14 protein-coding genes are annotated in these 16,878 nt (G+C 57.1%); 10 read left to right on the top strand and 4 right to left on the bottom strand.

Annotated features, from left to right (window positions below; translation table 11 throughout):
- Nucleotides 1-59 precede the first annotated feature (59 nt).
- Entirely contained in the window at nucleotides 60-998 is a 939-nt protein-coding gene (gene ispH, locus Pan97_RS04625) for a 4-hydroxy-3-methylbut-2-enyl diphosphate reductase (RefSeq protein WP_144970965.1), read from the bottom strand.
- 209 nt (nucleotides 999-1,207) lie between these two features.
- On the opposite strand from ispH, the gene hpnC reads away from it, so the two are divergent.
- The 4 genes from hpnC (at nucleotide 1,208) to Pan97_RS04605 (ending at nucleotide 4,942) form a co-directional block, all read left to right on the top strand.
- Nucleotides 1,208-2,155, top strand: a complete 948-nt coding sequence (hpnC, locus tag Pan97_RS04620; protein WP_144970964.1) for a squalene synthase HpnC — start codon at nucleotides 1,208-1,210, stop codon at nucleotides 2,153-2,155.
- A complete protein-coding gene (locus Pan97_RS04615; protein WP_144970963.1) occupies nucleotides 2,152-3,036 on the top strand; it encodes a phytoene/squalene synthase family protein in 885 nt (294 codons plus the stop codon). Before hpnC ends, Pan97_RS04615 begins: the two co-directional genes overlap by 4 nt.
- A complete protein-coding gene (gene hpnE / locus Pan97_RS04610; RefSeq protein WP_144970962.1) occupies nucleotides 3,036-4,475 on the top strand; it encodes a hydroxysqualene dehydroxylase HpnE in 1,440 nt (479 codons plus the stop codon). The genes Pan97_RS04615 and hpnE overlap by 1 nt, the downstream gene beginning before the upstream one ends.
- Before the next feature lie 71 nt (nucleotides 4,476-4,546).
- Nucleotides 4,547-4,942, top strand: a complete 396-nt coding sequence (locus Pan97_RS04605) for a hypothetical protein (protein ID WP_196782284.1) — start codon at nucleotides 4,547-4,549, stop codon at nucleotides 4,940-4,942.
- Here Pan97_RS04605 and Pan97_RS04600 read toward each other — a convergent pair.
- Nucleotides 4,939-5,820 carry a phosphorylase family protein gene (locus Pan97_RS04600; RefSeq protein WP_144970960.1) on the bottom strand — a complete coding sequence of 294 codons (882 nt, stop codon included), beginning with the start codon at nucleotides 5,818-5,820 and terminating at the stop codon, nucleotides 4,939-4,941. The genes Pan97_RS04605 and Pan97_RS04600 overlap by 4 nt on opposite strands.
- 198 nt (nucleotides 5,821-6,018) lie before the next feature.
- Here Pan97_RS04600 and mnmG point away from each other — a divergent pair, with 198 nt between their 5' ends.
- The 5 genes from mnmG to Pan97_RS04575 all read left to right on the top strand — a co-directional run bounded on the left by mnmG (nucleotide 6,019) and on the right by Pan97_RS04575 (nucleotide 12,468).
- A complete protein-coding gene (mnmG, locus tag Pan97_RS04595; protein ID WP_144970959.1) occupies nucleotides 6,019-7,857 on the top strand; it encodes a tRNA uridine-5-carboxymethylaminomethyl(34) synthesis enzyme MnmG in 1,839 nt (612 codons plus the stop codon).
- Between the two features lie 430 nt (nucleotides 7,858-8,287).
- Nucleotides 8,288-8,866: a response regulator gene (locus Pan97_RS04590; RefSeq protein WP_105350268.1), complete on the top strand. Its 579-nt coding sequence runs from the start codon at nucleotides 8,288-8,290 to the stop codon at nucleotides 8,864-8,866.
- Between the two features lie 112 nt (nucleotides 8,867-8,978).
- Entirely contained in the window at nucleotides 8,979-9,701 is a 723-nt protein-coding gene (locus Pan97_RS04585) for a sensor histidine kinase (RefSeq protein ID WP_144970958.1), read from the top strand.
- 3 nt (nucleotides 9,702-9,704) lie between these two features.
- Nucleotides 9,705-11,339 carry a Na+/H+ antiporter NhaC family protein gene (locus Pan97_RS04580; RefSeq protein ID WP_144970957.1) on the top strand — a complete coding sequence of 545 codons (1,635 nt, stop codon included), beginning with the start codon at nucleotides 9,705-9,707 and terminating at the stop codon, nucleotides 11,337-11,339.
- Nucleotides 11,340-11,664: 325 nt separating this feature from the next.
- Nucleotides 11,665-12,468, top strand: coding sequence for a hypothetical protein (locus Pan97_RS04575; RefSeq protein WP_144970956.1), 804 nt, complete (start codon nucleotides 11,665-11,667; stop codon nucleotides 12,466-12,468).
- Nucleotides 12,469-12,588: 120 nt separating this feature from the next.
- Here the strand turns inward: Pan97_RS04575 and Pan97_RS04570 are convergent, their stop codons facing one another.
- Both Pan97_RS04570 and Pan97_RS04565 read right to left on the bottom strand, forming a co-directional pair.
- A complete protein-coding gene (locus tag Pan97_RS04570; RefSeq protein ID WP_165698608.1) occupies nucleotides 12,589-13,239 on the bottom strand; it encodes a tetratricopeptide repeat protein in 651 nt (216 codons plus the stop codon).
- Nucleotides 13,240-13,460: 221 nt separating this feature from the next.
- Complete coding sequence (locus Pan97_RS04565; protein ID WP_144970954.1) at nucleotides 13,461-14,489, bottom strand: dihydrodipicolinate synthase family protein; 1,029 nt, start codon at nucleotides 14,487-14,489, stop codon at nucleotides 13,461-13,463.
- A 178-nt stretch (nucleotides 14,490-14,667) separates the two neighbouring features.
- Between Pan97_RS04565 and Pan97_RS04560 the strand changes: the two genes are divergently transcribed.
- On the top strand, nucleotides 14,668-16,815 hold the full coding sequence (locus Pan97_RS04560; protein ID WP_144970953.1) for a glycosyltransferase family 39 protein: 2,148 nt from the start codon (nucleotides 14,668-14,670) through the stop codon (nucleotides 16,813-16,815).
- The last annotated feature ends 63 nt before the right edge of the window (nucleotides 16,816-16,878 follow it).

Below are 16,878 nucleotides of genomic sequence, written 5' to 3'. Positions count from 1 at the left end.
CAAGATCCGTGGCTTTTTTTGTTTTCTGTTTCAACGCAATCGCTCGAATTCGCCTGCGTTTAACTGAGTTGTACTAGCTTGCGAAGTTCTTTCGGCAGCGGGAAGTGAACTTCTTCTTCGCGGATGCTGCGAGCTTCGATCTTGGCGTCGAACTTCTCGACCAGGTAGTCGAGACATTCCTGAACCACATCTTCAGGAGCACTCGCCCCGGCGGTTACCAAAACGCCCTCGACGCCATCAAACCATTCTGGCCGGATGTCGCTGGCACCGTCGATCAGGTAGCCCGGCGTTCCGCTTTCTTGAGCGAGTTCCTTCAAACGCTGACTGTTGGAGCTGTTCTGACTGCCGAGGACCAGTACCAATTGAGCTTCCGTTCCGAGGATCCGCACCGCCTCCTGACGGTTTTGAGTCGCGTAGCAGATGTCGGCCTTAGGAGGTCCCTTGATGGACGGGAAACGCCCCTTCAAACGATTGATGATCCGCGTAGCGTCGTCCACCGAAAGGGTTGTCTGGGTGAGGTATGCCAACTTTTCAGGATCGGCGATCTCCAGCCGATCGACGTCATCTTCTGTCTCGACAAGGACGATCGCCTCGGGGGCTTCCCCCATCGTGCCGATGACTTCGTCGTGTCCTTCGTGTCCGATCAGGCAGATCGTGTAACCCAGCTTGGCGAACTTGATCGCTTCCAAGTGCACCTTGGTCACTAGGGGGCAGGTTGCATCGATCGCGGTTAAGTCACGCTCTTTGGCCGCATTGCGAATCTCGGGCGAAACACCATGGGCACTGAACAAGAGGATCGACTTCGGAGGGACTTCCTGGACGTCGTCCACGAAAATAGCCCCCTTCTTTTTGAAGGTTTCGACGACGTACTTGTTATGGACGATTTCGTGGTAGACGTAGACAGGGGCACCAAAGGTCTTGAGGGCCAGGTCAAGGCACTCAATCGCCATGTTCACCCCCGCACAAAACCCACGGGGACTTGCTAAAATCACTTTCATTGGATTGGAAACCTCCTCCATACCATGCATCTTACCGCAACCCATCAGTAGGGCCTAGGGCAGCCGCCTGAGCCGGTGCCAGCACCGCCCAGGGGGAAAACGGACTTTCCTTCGACTCGAAATTGCGCAAAATTTGCAGTTTGCAATCCACTTCGCTACCCGCGAATACCATTTGGCAGCAACACACTTCCAGCTTTCCCGGATAACTCGTGACTCCATTTCAGTACCAATTGGCAAACTACGGACCGACCGCCAGTTGGCAAACCCCCAGCACGAGCGAAGCCTATGCCTATTGCCAAGATTTGACGGCATCGTCCTACGAAAACTTCTCAGTGATCAGCTGGTTTCTGCCCACTGAGTTGCACCCCCACTTCGCTGCCATCTATTCGTATTGCCGTTGGGCAGACGATTTAGCGGACGAGACCACCACCGACGCTGAAGGGCTCAAGTTATTGGCCTGGTGGGAAGAGCAACTCGAATCGTGCTACCAGCAGGAGGCCCATCATCCGGTGTTCATCGCCCTGAAGCGTACCATTCGAGAATTCAAGATTCCCATTACTCCGCTGCGTAATCTGCTCATCGCGTTTCGCCAGGACCAGACCAAAAAGCGGTACAACACCTACCGCGAGCTGTTAGCCTATTGCCGAAACTCGGCCGATCCGGTGGGCCGACTGGTGATGTACCTCGGGCACTGCTACAGCCCCGAGGCGGTCGTCTATTCCGACCGCGTCTGCACCGGCCTCCAACTGGTCAACTTCTGGCAAGACGTCCGCCGCGACTTCGACAAGGGACGTATCTATATCCCGGCCGAAGACTTCCAGCGATTTGATCTTTCCATCGACGACATGCCTGCTTGTGCCGAAAAGGATGCCTTTCGCGAACTCATTGAATTCCAGGTCCGCCGCGCCGAACAACTGCTGGCCTCCGGCGAACCGATCGTCGATTACTTCCCTTCGAATTTGAAGGTCGACATCGCCCTGTTCGTCCGGGGTGGACAAACCATTTTGCGGCAGATTCGCCAACAGCGATTCGACACGTGGAGCCATCGCCCGAAGGTCAGCAAAGGGACGAAGGTCAAGCTCTTGGCTCAGGCCTGGTGGGAAATCCGCGTCCGCAACAAGCAGTTCCGCGCCGATGCCTATGAGGTGCCGGCATGACCGATCACCTATCTGCCAGCTACTCCCTGTGCCGCCAATTTTCCAAGCAGTCTGGCTCGAATTTCCTACTCTCGTTCTGGTTCCTTCCCCGCGAGAAACGCCAGGCGATGTATGCCCTATACGCGTTCTTCCGTCATACGGATGACCTGGCCGATGAGGAGGGTTCAGACCAAAAGGCCAGTCTCCGAGCATGGCGAGACCATTTCCATTCTGCCCTGCGAGGTGATTTCAACGATCCACGCCTGCTGGCGTTGGTCGATACGATTCGCCGGTATGAAATCCCCGAACAGTACTTCCTGGAATCGATCGAAGGAGTCGAAAGCGACCTGTCACGTACGCGTTTCGCCAACTTCGACGAGCTTCATCATTACTGTTACCAGGTTGCATCGGCGATTGGTTTGAGTTGTTTACCGGTTTGGGGCGTTCGTCCGAATTTCGATCGAGACGCGGCCATTGCCGCTGGCGTGGCGTTTCAACTGACGAACATCCTCCGCGATATCCACGAAGACGCCCAGCGAGGGCGAATTTATATCCCGCTCGATGACCTCCATCGCCATGCAGTACCAGAGGAGTCTCTTCTCAAAGGGCAACTCACGCCAGGCTTCAAGCCTCTGATGCGATTCGAGATCGACCGCGCGGAAAAGCTTTTCACCAAAGCCAAAGACCTCCGCAATGACCTTCATCCGGATGGTCGGCGAATTTTTGACGCCATGACGGAGACGTACCACGATCTACTCAATCAGATAGCCCGAACTCCGGAAGATGTGCTCCGGCGGAAGATTCAAGTCGGTTCTTGGCGCAAAGTGAAGCTGTTTGCGCGGCTGGCCATGTCGCGGATGCCATTGGGATCGAGGAGACCTCTGAAAGCGGAGGTTCCGTAGTGGATACCAGCGCCATGCGCGGGCAACGCGTCGCCATCGTCGGAGGAGGCCTGGCCGGCATCGCGGTCGCCGAGGCACTTTCGCGGTTTCCCTTCGAGATCCATTTATTCGAGGCAAAGCGTTCGCTCGGGGGGCGTGCCGGGGCCTATCAAGACCCGGACCATCCCTCGCTGATCGATCGCTGTCAGCACGTGGCCATGGGGTGCTGCACGAACTTTCTGGGGCTCTGCCAACGCTTGGAGTTGGAAGAGTGTTTCCGGCGCGATACGCGCCTGCACTTTATTGATGGCGATGGCAAAGCACACCCGTTCGAGGCCAGCAGTTGGCTGCCGGCTCCCATTCATTTAGCCGGCGCCTTTCGTCGCCAGACATACCTTTCCAAGCCGGATCAGAAGCGAATCGCGGCCGCCTTGTGGGAGATGGCTCCTCCGTCCGCGGTTGAAAAGTACGCCGGTCGGAAGATGCACGATTGGCTGATCGAACAACTTCAATCGGAGGCCTCCATCCGCCGTTTCTGGGAGATCGTTTTGGTGAGTGCGCTTGGCGCCCCCCTTACCGAGGTCTCCTTCGTGGCGGCACGAAAGGTCTTTGTCGACGGCTTCCTGCGGCATCGACGCGCCTACCAAATCTACGTACCGCGAATTCCACTGCAAGATATCTTCGACGTACAGGCCGCTCAAAGGCTGGGAGAACGCGGCGTACGCTTCCACCGGCAATCGCCCGTTCGTCAAGTCGCGTACTTCAACTCGCGATTCAACGTCCGCTTCGGACAAGGGAGCGAGGCAACCTTCGAGAACTTCATCGCTGCCGTCCCTTGGCATCAATCTCCGAAGCTCTTCTCCCCCATCCTCAAAAACTTGATGCCGAAGCTCGATAACGTGGACGAAATTGACTCTTCGCCTATTTCCAGCGTTCATCTCTGGCTTGACCGTCCACTGACCAAGCTGCCGCATGCGGTGCTGTTGGATCGCACCAGCCAGTGGGTGTTCAACCACGGGGCCCGGCAATTCAAACAGACGACCGGCCACTATTACCAGGTCGTCATCAGTGCCTCGCATGACTTGGCTGGCGTGAAGCACGAAGAGCTTTCTCGGCATATCTTGGGCGAGTTGGTCGGAGCATTTGGGTCCCAGCCAGCACCGTACCTTCTCGACTACCAGGTAGTGACGGAAAAGCAGGCCGTCTTCGCGGCGACTCCTTCGATGGAAGGACTGCGACCAACGCAAGGGACCATCTTGCCTGGGTTGGCCCTGGCGGGCGATTGGACCAAAACCGGCTGGCCGTCCACCATGGAAGGCGCCGTCCGCAGTGGGTACCTCGCCGCGGAAGCCATTCTTCGCAAATACGACTACCACGAGCCGGTCGGGGATGCCGATCTGCCGGTCAGCTTGCTTTCGCGAATGCTTTGGGGCCTGGGAAAAGAGGAGCGGCTCCGTTAGCTCGGAAACCATTTTGCGGTTATTTCCTACTGGGGATGATTTATCCGGTTAGGAACCGAAAGAGGACCATAATGTTCGCTGCTCGCATTTTTTTGGCCATCGTTGGCGCTGCCTATCTCATCCTCGGAATCTGGTGCGCGGTGGCACCGGCGCAAACCTCGAAGTCGGTAGGATTCGATCTCGAGCCAGGCAGCGGGCAGTCGGAGTATTTCACCGTGTATGGTGGTCTCGAGTTTGCCTGGGGGCTGATCTTTCTCATGCCGCTGGTAATGACCGACGCAATCCGGCCGATCCTGATCGCATGCGTGCTGATTCACGGCACGGCAGTCATCTTCCGAGCCATCAGTTTCTTTCTCTTCACCGGCATGGGGACGACGACATACGCGCTCGCTGGCGTAGAGTGGGTGATCTTTCTGGCTTCGGCGGCGATTCTAGCCTACGTGAGCACGATTCACGCAGCAGACTAGCTCTCGTCCTCGTCTCGCACCGCAAAATCAAGCTGTGGAAGAACGCCACCCAGAAAGCCGGCCAGCTTGTCGCTTGCCTTATTCGCCATTGCGTTCAGGTTCCACATATCCTTGATGCTGCCAGGCCGGTTGAAGATCGTCGCCGCGGCGGCACCCAGCATGCCGGACGTCGTTTTCTGGCTCATCAACTTCTCCAGGTCTTTCGGCAGCGGCTGATCGACCGTGTCGGAAATGATGCGAACGGAGATTAGCTTGGTTTGTTTCTCGTGACATGCCTGGGCGATTGCCAGGGTCTCCATATCGACCGCTACCGCCGTGTGCTTTTCGCCGAGTTCACGCTTCTCTTCGACCGTGCGAATGATGCGGTCGACCGTTAATAGCTTGCCACTAGCCAGGCCTTGCGTCGCTTCAATTTGCTCGGCAGTCAAGTTGAGGGAAATGCCAACCTCATTCCCATCCAGATCCCCAACGCTGTTGGCCATGACCACATGACCACGCTTCAAGTCCGAAACCAGCCCACCGGCAAAGCCTGCCGAGACGATCCATTTCGGCCCGACGATTTCGATCACATCGCGGACCGCGGACGCGGCTGCTTTCCGTCCGACGCCGGTCTCCACGACCCCCACCACCCGATCCCCCAACTTGCCAACGGTGACCGTTCGCTTCTCCATCTTGATGGGCGTCGGCGAATCGAGCGACTCTTTGAATCCGGCGGACTCAATTCCCAAAGCAAACAGAACGACGACTTCTGGCTTGGGGACATCTTCCGGGGCGACTTCCTCCGAGTTGTGTTCGGCCAGTTGCTGCGAAACAAAGTCTCGCACGACTGTTTGGCCTTGCTGCCGGAGAAAGTTGGAAACGAGGTAACGTAGGAGCATCGGATAGTTTTCAGCGTGAAGTGTGCCGTTTTCAGCGATTGAAAGCCACGACAGTGGACCTATGCGGGGCACCGCACAGGTCCACTGAAAACGGGCACTTCACGCTGAAAACTTGAATTTCGCCCCTTCGCGATCGGGCGCGGAGGCATCTACAATACAAGCTTCGCTCATGAAGCAGGTCGATTGCAAGGTGATTGGATGTCGGAGTGTCGTTATCAATATGACGTAATTGTCGTCGGAGCCGGGCACGCGGGTACCGAGGCCGCCATGGCCGCTGCGCGGCTGGGAGCGAAAACGGCCCTGCTGACGACCAATCTCGACACGGTCGCCCAAATGAGCTGTAACCCGGCCATCGGCGGAATCGCCAAAGGGCAGATCGTTCGAGAAATCGATGCCATGGGTGGCATCATGGGGCAGGCCATCGACGCTACCGGCATCCAGTTTCGGCTGCTCAATCGCCGCAAGGGGCCAGCGATGCACAGCCCCCGGGCTCAAGCCGATAAGAAGGCCTACCAGTTTTGGGTCAAGCTGGCCGTTGAAGATCAAGCGAACCTCGACCTGAGGCAAGAGATCGTCAGCGATCTGCTGACCGAAGAAATCGACGGCAAAAAGCGAATCACCGGCGTCAGCGTGCATGGCGGGGCCATCTATGCCGCACCGCGCGTCGTGCTGACTACCGGCACGTTTCTCTCCGCGATCATGCATACCGGCGAAACGAAGACGCCGGGAGGTCGCGGGGGCGAGGGTACTTCCAGCGGCATCAGTCGTGCTCTGAATCGACTCGGCTTCCGGCTCGATCGTTTCAAGACAGGGACGCCAGCTCGTTTGAATTTCAATTCGATCGACTTCGACAAGACCGAACTTCAGCCCGGCGACGATGACCCACAGGCTTTTTCATATCTCACGGAAAAGCTTCATCTCGAACAGATGCCGTGTCATATCACTTACACCAACGAAAAGGTGCACGACCTCATCCGAGCCAACTTGAGTCGAGCCCCCATGTACAGTGGTCAGATCGATTCGCGGGGACCTCGGTATTGCCCCAGCATCGAGGACAAAGTCGTTCGCTTCGCCGACAAAGATCGGCACCAATTGTTCCTGGAACCAGAAGGCTTCAACACGCGCGAAGTCTACGTCAACGGCATCTCGACCAGCTTGCCGCGAGACGTTCAAGACGGGATGTTCAAGCTGATTCCCGGTCTCGAGAATGCCCAGATCATGCGGTATGGCTACGCGGTCGAGTACGACTTCTGCCCGCCCGACCAGTTATGGCCTTCGCTGCAGACGAAGGACGTCACCGGTCTTTACTTTGCGGGCCAGATTAACGGAACCACGGGTTACGAAGAAGCCGCCGCCCAAGGCTTGATGGCCGGTATCAACGCGGCACTGGAAGGTCGTGGAGAAGAGCCGTTGGTACTGGGGCGTGAACAAGCCTACATCGGCGTACTGATCGACGACCTGGTTACCTGCGGCGTCGACGAGCCGTACCGGATGTTTACCAGCCGGGCCGAGCACCGCTTGATGCTTCGCCAAGATAACGCAGACCGCCGGCTAACCCCACTTGCGCACCAGCGTGGCCTGATCCCGGCTCATCGGTGGGAAGCGTTCACGCGAAAGCTGCAACAGATCGACGTCGCAATGGAAGTCCTGGGCGGTACCCGGCACGAAGGCACTCTCCTGGCGAACATCCTGAAGCGGAATGATTCGTCGTGGGAGCAGGTCTGCGAACTAGCCCCTACCCTCAAGGAAATCACCGACGAAGCCGCCCTCCAAGTCACCTACGACATTCGTTACGAAGGTTACATCGCTCGTCAGCAAGTTGAGGTCGAGCGGCAAAAGCGTCTTTCTCACAAGCGAATTCCTGAGTCTTTCGATTTTACGCGCCTTAGCCAGATGCGAACCGAGGCCCGCGAAAAGCTCTGCCAAATTCGCCCCACCTCAGTCGCTCAGGCCGAACGGATCAGCGGAATCACCCCTTCTGACATTGCCTTGCTACTGGTTTATCTCGATGGTCGGATGGGGGCAAAATCCTCCTAACTTGGGGTTATTGATAGGGTTGCTATCACTAGCAAGCAATCAAAAAGTCCGCAAATTCCCGAAGGCTTGCCCTTGAAAGCTTTTGGATTGTGATTAGGCAAAATATTCGGCAGGGTTTTACTTTGTGCCACAAAGTGTTGTCGCATATAAACTTACGACATCAACATCAATCTTGACGTGGCAATCTAGGACAGTATAATTCCGGCATCTGGCAAATTCGGTAAACAGGGTATATCCGGATGAAGAGCGGAAATACTCATTTATCGCGGGGTGCAACGATTACACACCTTCCAGAAAATCAGAGTTTTAAACGGGATGTACTCGTTTGACACGGATGCGCGGAGCGCGAGGATGCTCAGGAAAACGTGGCGGCCTCCAAACTCACTTATCGCATTGGTAGCCAAACACGCTAGGGATAGGATGACAGCACATGAAAACAGTCTTTACCACCGGTGAAGCAGCGAAGATCTGCAAGGTCAGTCAACAGACCATCATTCGTTGCTTCGACTCAGGGCAATTGAAAGGATTTCGCGTCCCAGGTAGCCGGTTTCGTCGCATCCCGCGTGATCAGCTTTACAACTTCATGCGTGAGAACGGCATCCCGACCGATGCTTTGGAAAGTGGCAAGCGTAAAGCTCTGATCGTCGACGACGACGTCGACCTGGTCGAACTGCTGGTCGACGCGTTTGAACGCGACGGCCGCTTCGAACTGAGAACCGCCAACAACGGCTTCGACGCCGGCATGCTGGTGAAGGAATTCCACCCGGACATCGTCGTGCTGGACATCATGCTCCCGGACATCAACGGCAAGGAAGTCTGCCAACGCGTTCGCATGGACAAGACGATGGAAGACGTCAAAATCCTGTGTATTTCCGGCATGATCGAACAAGACAAAGTCGCCGACCTGATGGCCTGCGGGGCCAACGAATTCATGCAGAAGCCGTTCTCGGTCGAAGCATTGGTCGACAAGGCCTGCAACATGCTGGACATGGAATCGGTGAATTCCTAAGCGATCAGGAATGCCGTAGGGTGCGAACAGCGCAGCGAATCGCACCAGAAATACCAACTCGGTGCGATGCGTTTCATTGCTCGCACCCTACGGGATGTTATGACTTCTTCCTATGGCCGACTCGATCGAATCGGAACGTGATCTGCGTGACGAAAAGCTGAACAGCTTAAAACGTCTAGCCTACGGTGCCAGTCACGAGATCAACAACCCGCTGGCCAACATCGCCAGCCGTGCCCAGGCCTTGCTAGTCGGCGAGACCGATCCCGATCGCCGACACGAACTGGCCACCATCTATGCCCAAGCGATGCGTGGGCACGAAATGATCGCTGACCTGATGCTATTCGCACGACCTCCGCAGCCTCAGTTAAGCCAGTGCCAATTGAGTGTCGTCGCCAAAGACGCGGTCGGACAGATGCTTCCAGTGGCCCAACAGCAAGAGACCGAACTTAAGCTGATCACCACGGAGCACGATACGAATCTGACGGCCGACGCCAACTTGATCACCTTGGCAGCCTGTGCACTCATTCGCAATGCGCTCGAAGCATTGAAAAGCGGTGGGAAAGTTGAGGTGACACTGGCGACCGATGATGAAGTCGCTACGATTGCGGTTCAGGACGATGGTCCCGGCATACCAGACGATCAGGCTGAGATCGTGTTCGATCCCTTTCACAGCGGGCGCGAAGCAGGCCGAGGACTCGGTTTCGGGCTCACCAAGTGCTGGACGATCGCCCAGGCACACGGGGGTGATACTTACGTCGACACGGCGTATGGCCCCGGTGCCCGGATCGTGCTGGAAATTCCCCTGTCGCCGAAAGCCACTAGCGAGAGCGAGTAACGGATGGATCCGCACCCTTTCGGATGGTTGAGCCTGGTTCCTCCGTTGGTTGCGATTGCTCTGGCGATTCTTACGCGGCGGACGCTTCTTTCCTTGCTGTTTGGTATCGTCGTGGGTGCCGTCATCCTGCAAGGCGGCAACCCGATTACCGGGCTCTGGTCGGCCTGCGCTGACTACTTGTGGGTGAAAGCTACGGACTGGGACAAAGTTCAGGTCTACCTCTTTACGCTTCTGACCGGCGGAATGATCGGCGTCGTGTCCGCTTCCGGCGGCATGCGAGGACTAGTGAACCTAATCGTTTGCTTTGCCAACACCCGGGTTAAAGGTCAGGTCACCGGATGGCTGATGGGGCTGGCGATCTTCTTTGACGACTACGCCAACATGCTGCTCTTGGGCGGAACGCTCAAGGAAGTGACCGACCGCCTGAAAATCTCCCGAGAGAAACTTGCCTACATCGTCGACTCGACTGCGGCCCCAGTCGCTGGCTTGGCATTAATATCGACATGGGTCGCGACGGAGATCAGCTTCATTGAAGAAGGAATCAACCAAATCTCCGGTTCTGAGAAACCAGACGCTTTCCTGTTGTTTGTCGAGAGCATTCCGTATCGTTTCTACTCGTGGTGGGCGCTGCTGCTGGTTCCCCTGGTCGCCATGACTCGGCGCGACTTCGGCCCGATGCTGAAAGCCGAAGTGGCCATGCTCAGCCAGGGACCGGCCAGAAATGCGGCATCCGACGATGAAGGCACCTTGCCGGAAAGTTCCAGTTGGCTGAACGCCGCGATCCCAGTGGGCACCATGCTGATCGCCGTGATCGCCATATTGCATTGGACCGGATACCAGGCCGCCACAGGCGAAGAGGTGGAACCTTCTCTGCTGCAGATCATCGGCCAAGGCGACTCGTACAAAGCACTCCTCTACGGCTCGGCAATCAGCCTGGCCGTCGCGGTCCTGCTCATCGCACCTCAGCGATTACTCTCGGTCGGTCAAATGGGGCGGGCAATCCTGAAGGGTTTTCGCGCGATGCTTCCGGCCCTACTGATTCTTTGGCTGGCAGCTTCGTTGGCGGCTCAAACCGAGCCCCCAACGTTCAATGAGGAAACAGGGGCAATGACCCTCAACGGTCTCGACACGGCCGGGTACCTGAAACAGCTTCTGGAAGCGAATTTGCCGATCGAAATGCTCCCCACAACCGTCTTCATTCTGGCCGCTGCCGTGGCGTTCTCGACCGGCACCAGTTGGGGCACGATGGGTATTCTTGTACCACTTTCCGTTTCCCTCTCCGCTGGCATGTTGACCAGCGACGGAGAGCCCCTCGACGTCGCCGATCCGGTCCTGCTATCGGTCGTGGGCAGCGTGCTGGCCGGGGCGATCTTCGGCGACCACTGCTCCCCCATATCCGACACGACGATCCTGTCGTCGCAAAGTTGCGGCTGCGATCATATGGCCCATGTTCGCACGCAGATGCCCTATGCGATTCTCGGGGCCGTGCTATCGGTGATCCTGGGGACCGTTCCGGTTGCCTACGGTGTGCCAGTCTATTTGTGTCATGTCTTGGGTGTCGGGGCGATGGCGGGAACGCTTTTCCTGTTGGGCAAGAACCCGGAAACGCTCGCGGCGGAAATCGAAGCCGAATCTTAGCGATGCTTGGTCGATACGAAACCATTTTGGGAATCGCCAACCATCAGCCGCGTGGAACAAGCTGCGAAACGCGTTGTAACTGTTACAAGATCCGTTTGCCGGCGGCGAGTGACCAAACGCTGGCACTTTACTCTTTGCGCTGCTTTTCACTCGCTGCGGACCGTCAGCAACCATTTCCGCATGTTCGACTTGCGCGGTCTTGCTGGCATTGGCGGCTAGGGATGCTGTCAGGCCGCTTTCGCTAATTATTTGCCTTCTCGGCATAGCGGTTGCAATATGATAGAGCGTTCCCCAAATGACCCTGTGAGAAGAAAAGAGGTTCCCCATGTTCAGGAAGACCACGCTTGCCGCCTGCGTTATGTTTGCGGCCCCCGCCCTGCTTTACGCGCAGGATGAACCGACGATCAAATGGGTCGACGCCACCTACAACGAAGACCGCCCCCTGACCCGCTTGGCGGCTCCTGGTGATTTGAAAGATCCCGGAGCGATCGAGCTTTCGTCCTCCAACGGCACCGCCGATCCTTCGTCCACCGTGCAGCGTGCCTCGGCCATCACGCCGATCAACCAGCAGGAAACCGTTCTGCGAACGTACGTCGGTCAGCCGGTCGAAACACCTTCGCGCACCGTCGTCGAGAGCCAGCCGCAACAGACCGTCGTGCAGTACTCCAATGAGCCCCGCACCGTGATCTATGACAACCCGCAGCCAATCCAGCAGGAAGTTCGCCGCGTCGAGTATCCCGCCTACCAGACGCAAACTTCCTATTACGTCGAACCGGTAAACCCGAACCCGTGGCACTCGATTAACAACGGCGTGCAGCGAGTTCAGTACACGGCCCCGGCAACGTATTCGGCTCCCGTGACCACTATTGGCACCCCGGTTGTCGTCAATCGTCCTGTCACGACGATCGCTTACAACAACCCACCGGTGATTCAGACACCCATCGTGACTGGCCCAGTCCCGGTTCCTAATGCCGCCGTGTACCCGGTCGACCGCACGACGTTCCGGCCTGTGTTGCCGATCATCCCGATGAACGACAACTCGTACGTCGGACGTGGCCTCTTAGGCCAGCCGAAGGTTTATACCGAAGGCCAACCGATCCGCAACAGCCTGCGGTACATCCTCCCCTAACGACCCAAATCCCAGGAGGGCGAAGGGGCGTTCCCAGAGTGGAACGCCCTTTTTTGTTTCTTGACGCGTTTTGAAGAGAGCTTGTTGAGGAGGAGAATAGAACCCCGTCCTTTTTACCAGTCAGTCTTCCTGAATTTGCGTGTTGTCGGCAGAAGAAGGATCGGCACTCGCCCACATCTTCCAATCGGGGTTTAGTTGATGAGCCTTCTCTCCGTCGGGTCGCGCTTTGTCCAACTCCCCCTTTTCAACGTAGGCGTTGTATCGCAACGCGTAAGCCCGATAATCATTTGGAGCCAAAGTAATGGCCGAGGTAAAGTCCGCGATTCCTGGGTCGATTTCTCCCAGGTCTACCAGGCACGCGCCACGGTTCAGATAGAATACGACGTCCGAGGGATCAAAGCGAATCGCTTCCCCATAGTGTTCAACCGCTTTCTGTTTCCTGTCGGTTGAAGAGTAAAGAATGGCAAGATTGTTGCGCAAGCTGGCTTCGTCAAAACCGCAGACAATGGCCTTTTCGTAATCTGCGATGGCCTCATCCTTGCGGTTCATCTCCTTGAATACAAGAGCTCGATTGTTCAAGGCAACGCCATCATCCGGGGCAATCTTCAACGCTCGGTTCAGATCTTCCAATGCTTGATCCATTTCGCCCAACACGGCGTACATGCCACCCCGACCCCGAAGTGCTTCCACGCTATCGGGATGCTCGGCAAGGTAAGCAGAAAGGATCTCTTCGACTCGATCTTCATCACCGTCGTTGAGTGCTTGCCTCACATCCTGGATCGTCGGGCGGGCCTGTGGCGGACTACATGATGTGCCGGCTACCAGCCCAATAAGGCAACAGAAGCCGCACCCAAGCCATTTCCACGATGTTGCGTACACCATTTCCAAACTTGCTCTTCTGGTTATCGAACTCACGAACCAATCCTCAACGAAAAGAAGATGTTCAGAGAGGGGCAGCGATACAGGCATCCCAAACGCAGGCTAATCAACCACTACGTCGCCAGTCCCAAACGTCGCAGTTCTTCCACAACACCGGCAACAATGCGTGCCACGTCGTCGGGATTGGCCGAGGTTTGACCGGCCGGGCAGCCACCCACCGGCTCGTTCACGAAGCCTTCGGCCGAGAGCAGGCACTGCAGTTCCTTGCGGAGGATCTCCACTTCCAACTTCTGGCTGGGGGATTGCGGCTGGCGGCCGCTACCAGGCTTGAAGCCGCGCAGTGCGAGTGCGGCGCGGAAACCTTCGGGGAACTCGCAGTTCTGGATCATTGCGTCGAAAAGCGTCAGCAGCCGGTACTGCAGGTCGCGGGCTTCGTCGATTCGTCCCAGCAGCGTCAGGTCGTACAGACGGCGCGTGATCTCCGGAACGACGCCGCTGGTCGCATTGGTACCGCCATCGCAACCGATCAGCAGCATGGGCATCAGGGCCGCATCCCAGCCGGTCATGAAACTGAAGTCAGGACGCACGGGACGAACGGCCGAAATCATTCGCATCATGTGTGGCAAGTCGCCAGACGAATCCTTGATCGCCACAACCCGCGGGCACTCTTCGGCCAGGCGGCGAACGGTTGGCACGTCGATCGGCGAGGCGAACATCGGAATGTTGTATAGCGTCACGTCGATGGGTGTATTGTCGCCGATTTCCTTGAAGTAGGCGTATACGGCCGAGGGGCTCAGCTTGTAGTAAAACGGCGAAACGATCGCCACTGCGCGGCAGCCCATCTCGTGGTAGGCTTCGCACGCTTTGAGTGTTTCCTTGACGTTGGCTTCAGCGGCACCGGCGAGGATCGGGACGCGCCCTCGGGTTTGATCGGCGATGATCGCGATGATCCGGCGACGCTCTTCCACGGTGAATCGCAGGAACTCACCGGTCGAGCCGTTGGGATAGAGCCCGTGAACTCCCTTTTCGATCAACCAGTCGACGTAGCGCCGCAGTTCGGCCTCGTGAATATCACCATGAGTATCCAGGGGAACGATATTGGGGGTGAAGATTCCGGAAAGTCGCGATGGGGAGGCGGCCATGAATTCTATCCCAGCGGCACGGGGGTTAGGCGAGGTGGTAGGAAACCCGTTAGAATTTACGGGCCATGCTTGGTGTAGGTAAATACTGATTCAAGAAGCTTAGCATAGTCGCCCCAAGCAGCCACGTCAGCCCATCAAAGCCAATCGCCCGGTGTCACGCAAAAAACGCCCTGAACGAATGCCGAAAGACGCTTCCTCTCCTTGGGAAGCACCGCTGTGCGTATGGATTTTCATCGTTGGAGCGATCGTTTACGCCCTGTGGTACCTCTCCGTTCCCATGCCATGGCCGGCACCTCAGCCAGGGGAAACGGCCTATCTGCCCACGCGTGGCATGCTGGTGCAGACTGGTCTTCTGTTGCTGCCGGAAAGTATCAGCTTGTGGTTTGGCGGGGGGGAAATGCCACTGGGTCTGCTGGATCGACTCGGGGTGATACTCATCACGGCGGTGATGCTGCTGTTCAGCTACGCCCTGGGTGAATTCCTGCTAGTCCGCCTGAAACTGCTCGATTTCTTTGGCCGCGTCGATGGTATCGTCATGCGGCTAGCGATCGGGCTGACGATCGTCTCGTGGGCAACCGCCGTGCTGGGGATGTGCGGTCTGCTAGATCGACCGCTTGCCATGGTCCTTTCGCTGGCCATTCTTTTCGTCGCGCTTGGGGCTGCCTGGAAGAAGCAACTCTTCGCACCACGCGAAAGGGAAGTGGAACTCGAAGACCCCAAAACGGAGCAGCCCGAGGGAGAATCGTGGTGGTGGCTGTTGGCTGCGGCTCCATTGTGTTTGTTCATCATTGGCGTTTCGATTCTGCCCCCATATGAATACGACGTACTGGAATATCACCTGCTGGTGCCCAAAGAGTGGCACATCATCGGCCAGATCCGCGTGCTGCCCAATAATGTTTACAGCGGCATGCCGATGGGTGCGGAAATGTGGGCCTTGCTGCCGATGGTCGTTCTGACTGGCAAACAGGCCTGGCTGACCGGGGCCTTAGTGGGCAAGTTGATCATCGGTCTGTTTACGCTGCTGACGGCTGGGCTTCTCTATGGAGCCGGGAAACGTTTGATGGGAGTGTGGGGTGGTCGCGCCGCGGCTGTTGCGGCAATTGCGGTTCCTTGGCTGACCTATCAAAGTGGAACCGGGCTGGTCGACGGGGTCTGGGCGTTCTTCACCCTGGCGGCGGCCTACCCGGTACTGATCGTCCTGAATGACCCACAGAAAGAAGGTCACCGCGACGGGCTGGCAATTCTCTCGGGTCTGATGGCCGGTATGGCGTTCAGTGTGAAGTACCCTGCCCTGCTGGTCGTGGTGCTGCCGGTCTTTGCGTTCTGGGTGTTTGCGGCTGGTCGCGACTGGCGTCTGCTGCTGATGCATGTGGTTGCGGTTACCATGGTCATTTCACCTTGGCTGATCCGCAACACGATCGATACCGGTAACCCTGTCTTTCCTTTGGCTGGAAATGTATTCCCAACCGACGTTCGCTCGGAAGATCAAATCGAGCAGTGGAATCGAGCCCACCAGGTTCCGATCAATGCGGATGGCAATCGCTATTCCATGAGCCAACTCGCAAGTGGAATCATGACGCCCTTTGGCCGTAGCCCCTGGGCAGGGCTGGCGATTGTTCCCCTGGCCATCTGCGGGCTCTTCTCCCCCAGTCGAAAGCTGGTCATCCCTTTGGTGATTCTGTTGGCCACGTGCTGGATTGTGTGGTGGGGGCTTTCGCATCGTCTGGAACGATTTCTCATCCCGGCGATTCCGTTGGGTTGCCTGCTGGCTGGCATCGGAGCTCAGAAGATTGCTCCGTTTATAGCGGGACGAGTGGCATTGCGCATTTGGCTGGGGCTGAGTCTCTTCGCCGCGCTGATGCTGGTGAATCAAACGCAGTCGATCAAGCTCGATCCGCGAATCTTCGTTTCGCTCGATGCGCTGGCAAAATCTCACACTTCCGGGGCAATCGCTTATTTGAATGAGAACGTCGCCCCAGGCGATGCCGTCCTAGTAACGGGAGATGCGGCACTTTTTTACTTACAGCCTCCGGTCTTCTATCACACCTGCTTCAACGACTCGACCATGACGCAATTGGTCAATATGACCAAAGAAGAGCGCCAGGCTCATTTAGCAGAAGCCAACATCGCTTGGATCTATGTACACTGGGGCGAAATCGAGCGATTCCGTAGTCCCGGGAATTATGGCTTTCCGAGTGACGTCACCCGAGATTTGTTTGCGCAAATGGAAAGTCAGGGCGTTCTGGAGCCAACCGAGTATCAATTGGGCAATCCAGAGAACCCCACGGTCGTCATTTATCGTGTTCTACCGGCCAGCGGCCCGTAGGTCTGGCTTGCTCCGATTGTCATTCTGGCATAGGCTGAAGGCTTGGACGAACTGATTCTTCCC

This window comes from Bremerella volcania (assembly GCF_007748115.1).
Taxonomy (GTDB): Bacteria; Planctomycetota; Planctomycetia; order Pirellulales; family Pirellulaceae; genus Bremerella; species Bremerella volcania.
Note: the sequence above shows the minus strand (reverse complement) of the source record. Positions and strands in the feature narration are given on the sequence as shown.

Bases quoted from the DNA above. Each gene is read 5' to 3' on its own strand.
- Pan97_RS04560 (WP_144970953.1), top strand. From the start codon at position 14,668: ATGCCGAAAGACGCTTCCTCTCCTTGGGAAGCACCGCTGTGCGTATGG.
- Pan97_RS04585 (WP_144970958.1), top strand. From the start codon at position 8,979: ATGGCCGACTCGATCGAATCGGAACGTGATCTGCGTGACGAAAAGCTG.
- Pan97_RS04590 (WP_105350268.1), top strand. From the start codon at position 8,288: ATGAAAACAGTCTTTACCACCGGTGAAGCAGCGAAGATCTGCAAGGTC.
- Pan97_RS04600 (WP_144970960.1), bottom strand. From the start codon at position 5,820: ATGCTCCTACGTTACCTCGTTTCCAACTTTCTCCGGCAGCAAGGCCAA.
- Pan97_RS04565 (WP_144970954.1), bottom strand. From the start codon at position 14,489: ATGGCCGCCTCCCCATCGCGACTTTCCGGAATCTTCACCCCCAATATC.
- mnmG (WP_144970959.1), top strand. From the start codon at position 6,019: ATGTCGGAGTGTCGTTATCAATATGACGTAATTGTCGTCGGAGCCGGG.
- Pan97_RS04575 (WP_144970956.1), top strand. From the start codon at position 11,665: ATGTTCAGGAAGACCACGCTTGCCGCCTGCGTTATGTTTGCGGCCCCC.
- Pan97_RS04580 (WP_144970957.1), top strand. From the start codon at position 9,705: ATGGATCCGCACCCTTTCGGATGGTTGAGCCTGGTTCCTCCGTTGGTT.
- ispH (WP_144970965.1), bottom strand. From the start codon at position 998: ATGAAAGTGATTTTAGCAAGTCCCCGTGGGTTTTGTGCGGGGGTGAAC.
- Pan97_RS04615 (WP_144970963.1), top strand. From the start codon at position 2,152: ATGACCGATCACCTATCTGCCAGCTACTCCCTGTGCCGCCAATTTTCC.
- Pan97_RS04605 (WP_196782284.1), top strand. From the start codon at position 4,547: ATGTTCGCTGCTCGCATTTTTTTGGCCATCGTTGGCGCTGCCTATCTC.